Source organism: Laceyella sacchari, assembly GCF_004343255.1.
GTDB classification, from domain to species: Bacteria; Bacillota; Bacilli; order Thermoactinomycetales; family Thermoactinomycetaceae; genus Laceyella; species Laceyella sacchari.
The window spans coordinates 1,438,728-1,450,474 of sequence record NZ_SMDD01000001.1 but is presented as its reverse complement, the minus strand read 5'-3'; the positions used below and the strand labels follow the sequence as shown (position 1 = coordinate 1,450,474).

Here is an 11,747-nt window from a genome sequence, read left to right as displayed (position 1 = left end):
ACTACAAGCGAAGACCGAGTTCATCGGTCTTGTTTTTCTAAATAGAAAAAGAGGAGGTGAGCGAAGGATCGATGGTGTTTGAACCGATTGACATCATTCTGCTGTTTGCCTCTCTCGGAGTCGGACTCGGTGCGGGATACTGGATGAGGAAAACGGCAGCAGAAGCAAGAATCGGAAGCGCCGAGAAGGAAGCTGCCGAGATTATAGAGAAAGCTGACAAAGAAGCAGAAGCGCTCAAAAAAGAGAAGATTTTTGAAGCGCGGGATGAAGCGCATCGCCTGCGGAGTGAAGCGGAAAAAGAGATTCGTGAGCAGCGCAACGAATTGCAACGAATCGAACGCCGGTTAAATCAAAAAGAAGAGACGCTAGAACGCAAGCAACATGCAATTGAACAGCGTGAAGATGAACTGAACGGAAAAGAAAAGGAAATAGGATTACGCCAACAAGAGATTGATGAGCTATACCAGGAACAGAGAAAAGAAATGGAACGGATATCTGGATTAACCACCGAAGAAGCGAGACAGCTCATTCTGGCGAAAGTAGAGAATGAGATGCGTCATGAAACCGCGCAAATCATCAAAGAGATGGAACAGCAAGCGATCGAAGAAGGAGATCGACGGGCTCGCCGGATCTTGTCGTTGGCGATCCAACGGTGCGCGGCGGATCATGTGGCGGAAACGACCGTCTCCGTCGTGTCCTTGCCAAATGATGAAATGAAAGGACGAATCATCGGTCGGGAAGGGCGCAATATCCGCACGTTGGAAACTTTGACCGGGATCGATCTCATCATTGATGATACGCCGGAAGCCGTCATCTTGTCAGGGTTTGACCCGATTCGCCGTGAAGTGGCCCGCGTGGCACTGGAAAAATTGGTTGCCGACGGACGCATTCATCCGGCGCGAATCGAAGAGATGGTGGAAAAGTCACGCCGTGATGTGGACGAGCGCATCCGCGAATACGGGGAGCAAGCCACATTTGAAACGGGTGTGCACGGTTTGCATCCAGATTTGATTAAGATTATCGGCCGATTGAAATTCCGAACAAGTTACGGACAGAATGTGCTGAAGCATTCGATGGAGGTAGCCCATCTGGCGGGATTGTTGGCGGCTGAGCTGGGTGAAGATATTCACTTGGCTAAACGAGCAGGGCTGTTGCATGATATTGGTAAAGCGATCGACCATGAAATCGAAGGGTCGCACGTGGATATCGGTGTAGAATTGGCTAAGAAATACAATGAGCATCCCATTGTTATCAACAGCATCGCTTCCCACCACGGGGACTGTGAAGCGACCAGCGTGATTGCGGTTCTGGTTAGGGCGGCAGATGCGTTGTCCGCAGCCAGACCGGGGGCGCGGAGAGAAACGCTGGAAGCGTACATCAAACGTTTGGAAAAGCTGGAGGAAATCTGCGAGTCTTTTGATGGTGTGGAGAAATCATATGCCATTCAAGCTGGACGGGAAGTGCGGATCATAGTGAAGCCGGACGAAGTGGATGACGCAGAAGCGACGCGGTTGGCCCGTGAAATCACGAAGCAAATCGAAAACCAACTGGACTATCCCGGCCATATCAAAGTAACGGTCATCCGGGAAACAAGATCGGTTGAGTACGCGAAATAAAGTGGCCTTTGGGCCGCTTTATTTTTTACAAAGAGTTTGGAGGCTCAAACCATATATGAGAGTATTAATGATCGGCGATGTAGTGGGCAACATTGGTCGCCAAACACTAAAGACATATTTACCAAAACTGAAGCAAATGTACTCACCTGATGCGATTGTGGTTAACGGTGAAAACGCGGCCGCCAACGGACGTGGCATTCAACGCGCGATTGTGCGCGAATGGCTCGATGCCGGGATCGACTGTGTCACACTGGGAAACCATGCTTGGGGGCAAGGGGAAGTCTTTGACTTTATCGATGAGGAAGCCCATTTGATCCGACCAGCGAACTTTCCGAAAGGCACCCCTGGAAAAGGCATGACTGTCTTGTCTACAAAAGGGGGGAAGCTGGCGGTGATCAACTTGATGGGAAGAGCGTATATGGAATCGGCGCTTGATTGCCCGTTCCGCACCGCCGACCGCCTGTTGCAACAACTTTCTCACAATACTTATATCCTGATCGATTTTCACGCGGAGACAACGTCTGAAAAACAGGCATTTGCCTGGTATGTCGATGGCAGAGTGTCAGCGGTGGTTGGCACGCACACCCATGTACAGACAGCGGATGAAAAGATTCTGCCCAAAGGGACGGGATATTTGACAGATGTGGGCATGGTGGGCCCATACGACAGCGTGATCGGGATGGAAAGAACAGCGGTAATCAAACGATTTGTCACGCAACTACCTGTGCGCTTTGAAGTGGCGAAGGGCAGAACGCAATTTAATGCCGTATTATTTGACTTTGATAAAGAAACAAAGAAAGCGAAAAAAATTAAACGGATTCGGATAGATGATGATATGCCTCTTATCGGTTGATTATAAATAAATTTATTTATGATTTTTTACCGGTATCTATGTAAATTAGAAGGAATTTTTATGTGTGGGTCGAATAGGATAGAAGTAGTGGACTCACTTCAACCATCGAGGAGGTACCTTCATGGAAGTATTAAAAGTTTCAGCAAAATCCAATCCGAATTCTGTTGCTGGTGCACTCGCCGGGGTCTTGCGTGAACGTGGTCAAGCAGAGATGCAAGCAATTGGCGCAGGGGCGCTAAATCAAGCTGTCAAAGCAGTTGCGATTGCACGAGGGTTTGTCGCGCCGAGTGGAATTGATCTTATCTGCATTCCAGCCTTTACGGATATTGTGATCGATGGTGAAGAGCGTACCGCGATTAAATTAATCGTGGAACCTCGATAATTTATGGAAACAATATATTCAAAAAAACCTGTTTATTTATATAGACAGGTTTTTTTTTAAGTGGAGGGAAATGGGATGAGATGGATAGATGGTCATTGCGACGTGTTGAGTAAAATGTGGCGCGATCCCCAGTACCGTACTTTTTACGATCAAGGGTCTCCGTTGGACAGTTCTTATCATTGTTTGCGGGAGGCGGGTGTGGCCATGCAAGTGTTTGCCGTGTGGACGCCGGAGTCGGTGCCGCGGCAACAACGCTTGGCTGTGGCGCTCAAAGAGATCGATTTTTTTTATGAGGAAGTGGTTCAGGATGGATCGCGGGTTTTCTTGGTGACCGACGGAGGCCAAATGGATGAATGCGGACATGGGCGCATCGGGGCGCTGTTACTGTTGGAGGGAGCAGACGCCTTGCACGGGGACTTGGCCAATCTACGCTTGTTTCACCGGCTCGGCGTGCGGCAAATGGGGTTGACCTGGAATTTTGCCAATGAGGTAGCTGACGGCATCTATGAAGAGCGCGGTGGGGGATTGACGCGGTTTGGGCGTCAAGTGATTATAGAGATGAAGCGGCTGGGGATGATCTTGGATGTTTCCCATCTATCTGACAGAGGGTTTTGGGAAGTGATTGAGGAAACAGGCTTGCCCATTCTCGCTTCACATTCCAATTGCCGAACGGTGTGCGCACATAAACGCAACTTAGGAGATGAGCAGATCGAAGCGCTCATCCAACGCCAAGGATTGATCGGGGTCACGTTTGTGCCGGAGTTTGTACACGATTGCGCGGCTGAGGCTACGATCGACCAAGTGCTCCGTCATGTTGAGCATATTTGCACCCTTGGGGGAGCGGATCATCTGTTTTTTGGCTCAGACTTTGACGGGTTTGCCAACAAGTTGCCCGGATTGGAGAGCTACAACCGCCTTCCGCAATTGGTGGAAGCCTTGTCAAAAAGGTATGGAGACGATCTCGTCCGCAAGTGGGGCTGGGAGAATGGCAAACAGTTTTACCAGAGACATTTGTCCCCATAAAAAAGCGTAAAAAAAGACGTGAGGTGGATCTCCTTTTCGCAAAAAGCACCAGATGATTAAAAAAAAGAGAAATTGGGTTGTAAGCGGGCTTTACCCGGTTGCTTTTTAATGGGTAGAGGACTAGAATTAATACATGAAAATGCTATCACTCACAAGGAAGCGTTATTCCGTCTTCTTCTTTGTGAAGAGGGTTGCAAATTTCTTATTATTGTGTAGTGTGTGGCAGGATTAAAGGAGATGAGTTCATGGTTAAGCAGCTTTCGTGGAAAGTGGGCGGACAGCAGGGGGAAGGTATCGACAGTGCGGGGGAAACCTTGTCGACCGCACTAAATCGCAAGGGCTATTATCTATACGGTTACAGGCACTTCTCCTCACGCATCAAAGGCGGGCATTCCAATACCAAGATTCGCATCAGCACAAGCCCGGTTCGCTCCATTTCCGACGAGCTGGATATTCTTGTTGCATTTGACCAAGAAACAATTGACTTAAATGCGCATGAGTTGATTGCAGATGGTGTGATCTTGGCTGATGCCAAATTTAATCCAACCGTTCCGGAGGGAGTCACTGCACACCTTCTCGCAGTTCCATTCACCAAAATTGCGGAAGAAGTTGGCATGGCCCAAATGAAAAACATGGTGGCCGTGGGTGCTTCCATCGCATTGCTGGGACTGTCGGTTGACGCCTTTAAAGATGTGATCGAAGAAAGATTCGCCAGAAAAGGGCAAAAAGTAGTAGACAAAAATATGGAAGCGATCACAAAAGGCCATGAGTATGTGCAAGAGCAGATCGGCAACACCATTACAAAGTTCCGCTTAGATCCATCTGATGGCAAAAAGCGCTTATATATGATCGGAAATGATGCCATTGCGTTGGGAGCGGTCGCTGCAGGTGCGCGTTTGATGGCGGCATATCCAATTACGCCGTCTTCTGAAATCATGGAATACCTCATCAAAAAGTTGCCTGAGCTCGGTGGTACAGTAGTGCAAACCGAGGACGAGATCGCTGCGATGACGATGGTGATCGGCGCCAACTATGGTGGTGTGCGTGCGTTGACGGCGTCTGCCGGACCGGGGCTCTCCTTGATGACTGAAGCGATCGGCCTCGCCGGAATGACTGAAACGCCAGCTGTCATCGTCAATACCCAGCGCGGGGGTCCAAGCACCGGGTTGCCGACCAAGCAGGAGCAAAGTGACGTATTGGCCATGCTTTACAGCACTCACGGGGAAATTCCGAAAATCGTGTTGGCTCCGAGCACGGTGGAAGAGTGCTTCTATGACACGATTCAAGCCTTCAACTTGGCGGAGCAATATCAATGTCCGGTTATTATCTTGTCGGACTTGGCGCTTTCCCTCGGTAAGCAAACCGTCAATCCGCTTGACTATGATCGGATCGAAATCAAGCGCGGAAAATTGGTTGACTGGAACGAAGAGTTGCCGCCACTTGAAAATTCACAGCTGTTCCCGCGTTACGAATTCACGGAAGACGGCATTTCTCGCCGCGTTCTGCCAGGGAAAAAAGACGGCTTGCATCATGTGACCGGGGTAGAACACGATGAAACGGGGCGTCCATCGGAAAATCCGCTCAATCGTAAACGGATGATGGATAAACGCTTGTCCAAGTTGAGCAATGGCATCGACTTCGACACCCCTGTATTCCTGGATGCGCAACATGACGAGGCAGATCTTCTGATCGTGGGCTTCAATTCCACCCGCGGCACGATCACGGAAGCAAAAGAGCGGTTGGAAGAAGAAGGATTGAAAGTGAATCATGCCCACATCCGCCAAATTTTGCCTTTCCCGACGGAGATCATGCAACAGCAAATCCAAAAGGCGAAAAAAGTGTTGGTTGTAGAAAATAACGCGACAGGACAATTGACCAATCTGATCAAAATGCATGTAGGATTCGCCGAGAAATTAGTTCACTATGGCAAATACGATGGAAATCCATTCTTGCCATCTGAAATTTACAAACAATGTAAGGAGCTGTTGGTTCATGGCCACATTTAAAGATTTTCGCAACAAAGTAAAGCCCAACTGGTGCCCAGGTTGTGGTGATTTCTCTGTGTTGGCCGCCATGCAGCGTGCTTTCGCCAATCTTGGGTTGGAACCGCATGATGTTGCAGTCGTATCGGGAATTGGTTGTTCAGGACGCATCTCAGGTTATGTGAATGCATATGGTTTGCATGGTGTACATGGTCGTGCCTTGCCAATCGCCCAAGGCTTGAAGCTCGCTAACCGCGATTTGACGGTGGTTGCCGCTGGTGGTGACGGAGACGGTTTTGCGATCGGGATGGGACATACTGTTCACTCGATCCGCCGGAATGTGGACATCACCTACATCGTGATGGATAACCAAGTGTACGGATTGACCAAAGGACAAACTTCGCCCCGCAGTGAGATGGGTTTCAAAACCAAGAGTACGCCAAGTGGTTCGATCGAATCGGCCATCCATCCGATGGAAATGGCGTTGACGGTAGGAGCGGGATTCGTGGCACAATCGGTTTCCAGCGATTTGAAGCAATTGACCCACGTCATTGAAGAAGGTATCAAACACAAAGGGTTCTCTTTGATCAACGTTTACAGCCCATGTGTTACCTATAACAAAGTCAACACGTATGACTGGTTCAAGGAGAATCTCGTAAACCTGGACAACGACGAGAATTACGACGCCTCCAACCGTTCCATGGCTATGCAGAAGTTGATGGAACATCATGGCCTGGTAACAGGTATTATCTATCAAAACAAAGAGCGCAAATCCTACGAAGAGATGATCAAAGGGTTCAAAGAAGAGCCGCTGGCTAAGCAGGATTTGATGCTTGATCGTGAGCACTTTGATAAATTAGTGGCTGAGTTTGCATAATAAGTAGAAAAACCACTTCCTTGCCCAGGGAGTGGTTTCTTCATACAAAGGAGGCGGCTTTCGACCATGCGGTGGACTGTGCTGGGATGTTATTCCCCTTATCCGGCGCCGGGTGGGGCGACGTTGGGGTATTTGTTGGAGGCGGATCAAAAGCGCATCCTAATCGATTGTGGTAGTGGCGTGTTGGCACAACTGGCCAAAATGATGCCGATTTATGAACTGGATGCTGTGTTTTTATCCCATTTGCATCATGACCATATCTCCGATTTCTTTGTTTTGCAATACGCGTTGTTGGTTGCTAACAACCAGCAAAAACGAAAGCGCCCCCTGCCTGTATGGGCGCCGGCGGAACCCGCCCATTGGTACGCAAAGCTGAGTTATCAAAACTTGATCGACAAACGGCCGATAGGAACAGAGCCGGTCAGCATAGGCAAGCTCACATTTAGCTTTCATCGCACCGATCACGCCATTCCGTGTTATGCCATTCGCATTTCCGACGGGGAAAAAACGATTTTGTATGGCGCTGATGCTGGGCCAAAAACGGATTGGTCGGTGATGGGGAAAAAACCGGATTTGTTTGTGTGTGAGGCGACGTATCTACATCAGGAGCTACCGGCGCATCCCATAGGGCATTTGTCCGCCAAACAAGCTGCGGAAGTCGGTGTGGCGCTTCAAGCCAAGCGACTACTGTTGACTCATTTGTATCCGGAACGAGATCCCACGCCGCTCGGAGAGGAAGCACAAGCCGTGTTTCCTGGTCCCTGCCAGGTAAGCCGGATCGGCATGCAAATAGATGTTTGAATCATGCCTTCGATAATTTTTTGATAGCTAGAACGGACAGGGTCATATATAATTTGTTAAAATGAAGATGTCCCTCATATAATCGCAAGAATTGGCTTGCGAGTTTCTACCGGATGACCGTAAATCATCCGACTACGAGTGGGCAAAAAGGCAAAGACGGGTGCGTCTTTGTCTTTTTCCATGGAGAGAAAGCCTAGGTCGTTGGCTCACTCACCGAAGGGGCTTTTGCTGTGGGAGGAGAAGCTGTTATGCAATTGTTGAAAGAGAAGATACGCCAAGAAGGAAAGGCGTTATCATCCGAAATTTTAAAGGTGGACTCATTTTTAAATCATCAAATTGATCCGGAGTTGATGCAAGCGATCGGCCAAGAATTTGCACGCCGATTCGCCAATGATGGCATCACGCGGATATTGACGATCGAATCGTCGGGGATTGCCCCGTCGGTCATGGCCGGATTGGCATTAGGTGTTCCGGTTGTCTTCGCCCGCAAGCGCAAATCCTTGACATTGCAAGAGGATTTTTATGAAGCCAAGGTGCATTCGTTCACCAAACAACAAACTAACACCATCGTAGTCTCCAAAGCGCATTTGGTTGCAACGGACATGGTGTTGGTGATTGATGATTTCTTGGCCAATGGACAAGCGGCGGAAGGAATGATTGATATTGTCCAACAAGCCGGAGCGACGCTCGCCGGAGTTGGGATTGTGATAGAAAAATCGTTCCAAGAAGGCGGCGACCGGTTGAGAAGAAAGGGGATACGAGTAGAATCATTGGCTTCCGTTGCGGCGTTGGCGGAGGGAAAAGTGACGTTTGCCGGGGAGTGAGCGAACAAGCCCAGTTTCTGTGTCATGCAGAAGCTGGGCTTGCTTATGTGGCAGGTCAATGGCCCGTTGGGAGAGAAGGTTTCGCTCATCTGTTTAAAACAAACCCCGGTTTTTCAAAGGCATTGAAACAAGAGGTATTTGCATTCAGTGTTGATTCCCGTCCCCTGCGCGCAAGGGGCGTAATAGGTGTGGCCGATCTCCGTCGTCAATCGGTCAGTGCACAGATCATACAGACAGGTGGCACCCATGATTGAGTTGGTTAAGGAGTCAATCACGACAAATGGAAGCATGGTTCACATTGCGCTTCATGTCCTCCAATGAAGCCATGGGGGTGATCATGTAATCCCAAAGATTGACGATTGCTGTACAGAAGTTCTGCGTGTGTTGGTTGCAATAGGTGGAGTGCATAGCGCCAGCCGATTAATTGCATCGTATCACCTTCCGGTTCAAATATGTGTGAATAGATACAAGGTTATTTTGCATGAATCAGGGGCAGTGTACGGCTTTTAACTATCGACATAAATAAGTTTGTTTTGCAGACTCTTTGAATTAGGTCAAGTACAGCAGTAAGAGGTGATTCGCAGCGGGAACCTTGAAATTGGCAAGTTGTATGACTTGCCGAAAATGGCGAATATAGGAGAATTCATTGATCTAGTTGCACAGATCAGGTATAATAACTTAGTTAAATGAGCACTTTATGATCATTTTGAGCCGTGATGGCTCTTGGCATAGAACACAGGATCTCAAGTTTGTTCAGAAAGGATGGACACGACATGGGCAAACAAGTGAAAGATTACAGCCAATATTTTGTCGCGCCAGATTTGAAACAGGCCAAAAAACGGGGCAAAGAGGATGTGCAGGTACTCCAGTTTGAGCAAATCCCGGAAAACATGCGCTCTGTGGGAAAAGGCAAAAAATACATGATTGAGACGTACGGATGCCAGATGAATGTCCATGATAGCGAGACAATTGCCGGGATTTTGGAAGAAATGAGTTATACCCGCACCAATCGTGAAGAGGAAGCAGACATCATTCTCCTCAACACTTGCGCGATCCGTGAAAACGCGGAGGACAAAGTGTTTGGAGAATTGGGCCGTTTAAAGCAACTCAAGCTGGAAAACCCGGATCTGATTTTGGGTGTTTGCGGTTGCATGTCTCAAGAAGAGGTGGTTGTAAACCGTATCCTACAGAGTTACCAACATGTTGACTTGGTTTTTGGTACGCATAACATCCACCGCTTGCCTGTTTTGCTTCAAAATGCGCTTTTCTCCAAGGAAATGGTGATCGAAGTTTGGTCTAAAGAGGGCGACGTCGTTGAAAACATGCCAAAAGTACGTGAAGATGGTTTGCGCGCTTGGGTGAACATCATGTACGGTTGTGACAAGTTCTGCACGTACTGTATTGTTCCATATACGCGGGGGAAAGAGAGAAGCCGCCGTCCAGAGGATGTGTTAAACGAAATCCGCGAATTGGCGCGCAAAGGTTACCAAGAAGTGACGTTGCTGGGGCAAAACGTCAACGCATACGGTAAGGACTTTGAAGATATCGATTACACCTTTGCCCATCTCATGGATGATGTTCGTAAGATCGGTATTCCGCGCGTGCGCTTCACCACAAGCCACCCGCGCGATTTCGACGATCATCTCGTTGAAGTGCTGGCAAAACGGGGGAATTTGGTGGAGCACATCCACTTGCCAGTGCAATCGGGAAGCTCCGAGGTCTTGAAGCTGATGGCCCGTAAATACACACGCGAGCAATATCTGGAACTTGTCCGCAAAATCAAGGAAGCGATCCCAGATGTGGTGCTGACGACGGACATCATCGTGGGATTCCCAGGTGAAACGGATGAACAATTTGAAGAAACCTTGTCCTTGGTGAAAGAAGTGGAATACGATTCGGCCTTCACCTTCATCTACTCTCCACGAGAAGGCACACCGGCGGCCAAGATGAAAGACGATGTGCCGATGGAAGTGAAGAAAGCACGCCTACAACGCCTGAATGAAGTGCAAAATGAAATTAGCCGCCGCAAGAACGAAGCGTTGCGCGGCAAAATCGTAGAAGTGTTGGTTGAAGGGGAAAGCAAAAAGAATCCGGATGTGCTCTCTGGACGCACTCGCACCAATAAGTTGGTAAACTTCATCGGTCCGAAGCACCTCATTGGGAAGATGGTACACGTACGGATCGATGAACCGCAAACTTGGACGCTAAAAGGCGTTTGGGTTGATCAGGAGTCCCGTGTGGTGGGTGGTTGAGATGTCAAGACACGCGATCTTGTCCGAAGCACGCAACTTCGCTGCCTTGTTGGAGCGCAGTGCAGAAGTGAAACGCTTTCGGGATGCGGAGAGGCAAGTGAACCAAAGCGATGCAGTGCAACAGACGATCGCATCCATTAAGCGCAAGCAAAAAGAGCTGGTTCATGCGAAGCATTATCAGAAGCCGGAGTACAGCCGTTTGCTTGAGCAAGAGCTGGAAAAATTGAATGGACATTTGAATCATTTGCCTATCGTGCGCGAATACCAACAGGCGCAAGTAGAGGTTAACGGCTTGTTGCAGACGATCCAGCAAGTGATCGCCGACACTGTCTCCCAAAAAATCGACGTGGAGACGGGTGGGGAGACAGCTAGCGGTTGCGGCGGAGGAGCTTGCAGTTGCCGCTAAAAAAAGACAACCCTGTGGAGAATTTCCACAGGGTTTTTTTTGCACTCTAGACACTTGCCCTGCATACACTTGTTATTGAACGATGATTGGAGGAGGGAAGGAGATTGTCTAATACAGATAGACCAGTTGAATACCGCCAGATTTTGACCAAAGCGGTATGCGGAAAAGGTCGGAAATTTTCTCAGATGTCGCATTCTATTCAGCCGCCAGACAATATTGACACCATTCTTGGTGCTTGGGTTATCAATCACAACTATGATTGCCACAAAGTGGGAGAGGCCGTCGAAGTACGAGGCAGTTACGACATCAATATTTGGTATTCGACCAAAGGGAATACCAAAACAGATGTTATGCAAGAAACCGTCTATTATACGGAACAGGTACCCCTCACATTTTATGATCGCAACACCCGCGAGGCATCTGTTTCCGTGTCTGCGGCGGTGACGCAAGCACCCAATTGTATTGAAGCGTCCATTGCCTCCCACAAAGACGGAGTGACGGTTCGGATCGAAAAGGAGTTTTTGGTTGAATTGACAGGTGAAACCAAAGTGTGCGTTCCGGTGTATCCGCTCGAGTACGCCGAAGGCGATGAAAAAGACGTGTACGAAGGAATCAGTGGAGACGCAGAAGACGATTTTCATGATCTTGATCCCAATCTGGTTATTGATGAACTGGAAGATTAATCTGTCTTGCGGCTGCTGGCGATTTTGCCAGGAGCTTTTTTATTTGCC

General features: G+C 48.8%; 11 protein-coding genes and 1 riboswitch. All 11 genes read left to right on the top strand.

Translation table 11 applies throughout. The annotated features are described in order from the left end of the window. The first annotated feature begins 71 nt into the window (after positions 1-71). The 11 genes from rny to cotE all read left to right on the top strand — a co-directional run bounded on the left by rny (position 72) and on the right by cotE (position 11,699). The gene (gene rny / locus EDC32_RS06930; protein WP_022737612.1) at positions 72-1,616 is read left to right on the top strand and encodes a ribonuclease Y; all 1,545 of its coding nucleotides are present in this window, start codon (positions 72-74) and stop codon (positions 1,614-1,616) included. Positions 1,617-1,671: 55 nt separating this feature from the next. Then, positions 1,672-2,469 carry a TIGR00282 family metallophosphoesterase gene (locus tag EDC32_RS06925; RefSeq protein WP_022737613.1) on the top strand — a complete coding sequence of 266 codons (798 nt, stop codon included), beginning with the start codon at positions 1,672-1,674 and terminating at the stop codon, positions 2,467-2,469. Between the two features lie 121 nt (positions 2,470-2,590). Continuing rightward, the gene (locus tag EDC32_RS06920) at positions 2,591-2,851 is read left to right on the top strand and encodes a stage V sporulation protein S (RefSeq protein ID WP_022737614.1); all 261 of its coding nucleotides are present in this window, start codon (positions 2,591-2,593) and stop codon (positions 2,849-2,851) included. Positions 2,852-2,926: 75 nt separating this feature from the next. Further along, positions 2,927-3,874, top strand: coding sequence for a dipeptidase (locus tag EDC32_RS06915; protein ID WP_132220794.1), 948 nt, complete (start codon positions 2,927-2,929; stop codon positions 3,872-3,874). A 245-nt stretch (positions 3,875-4,119) separates the two neighbouring features. Next, the gene (locus tag EDC32_RS06910; protein ID WP_132220792.1) at positions 4,120-5,880 is read left to right on the top strand and encodes a 2-oxoacid:acceptor oxidoreductase subunit alpha; all 1,761 of its coding nucleotides are present in this window, start codon (positions 4,120-4,122) and stop codon (positions 5,878-5,880) included. Then, on the top strand, positions 5,867-6,733 hold the full coding sequence (locus EDC32_RS06905; RefSeq protein ID WP_102992611.1) for a 2-oxoacid:ferredoxin oxidoreductase subunit beta: 867 nt from the start codon (positions 5,867-5,869) through the stop codon (positions 6,731-6,733). The genes EDC32_RS06910 and EDC32_RS06905 overlap by 14 nt, the downstream gene beginning before the upstream one ends. A gap of 66 nt (positions 6,734-6,799) precedes the next feature. Further along, positions 6,800-7,534 (top strand): MBL fold metallo-hydrolase, encoded by a 735-nt coding sequence (locus EDC32_RS06900; protein WP_132220790.1) that lies wholly within the window; start codon positions 6,800-6,802, stop codon positions 7,532-7,534. A 54-nt stretch (positions 7,535-7,588) separates the two neighbouring features. After that, positions 7,589-7,689: riboswitch (purine riboswitch) on the top strand. 93 nt (positions 7,690-7,782) lie between these two features. Beyond that, positions 7,783-8,358 (top strand): xanthine phosphoribosyltransferase, encoded by a 576-nt coding sequence (locus tag EDC32_RS06895; protein ID WP_132220788.1) that lies wholly within the window; start codon positions 7,783-7,785, stop codon positions 8,356-8,358. Between the two features lie 773 nt (positions 8,359-9,131). Beyond that, positions 9,132-10,610, top strand: a complete 1,479-nt coding sequence (gene miaB, locus EDC32_RS06890; RefSeq protein WP_132220786.1) for a tRNA (N6-isopentenyl adenosine(37)-C2)-methylthiotransferase MiaB — start codon at positions 9,132-9,134, stop codon at positions 10,608-10,610. A 1-nt stretch (position 10,611) separates the two neighbouring features. Continuing rightward, a complete protein-coding gene (locus EDC32_RS06885) occupies positions 10,612-11,016 on the top strand; it encodes a YlbF/YmcA family competence regulator (RefSeq protein WP_029072008.1) in 405 nt (134 codons plus the stop codon). 104 nt (positions 11,017-11,120) lie between these two features. Beyond that, positions 11,121-11,699, top strand: a complete 579-nt coding sequence (gene cotE, locus EDC32_RS06880; RefSeq protein WP_132220784.1) for an outer spore coat protein CotE — start codon at positions 11,121-11,123, stop codon at positions 11,697-11,699. Positions 11,700-11,747 lie beyond the last annotated feature (48 nt).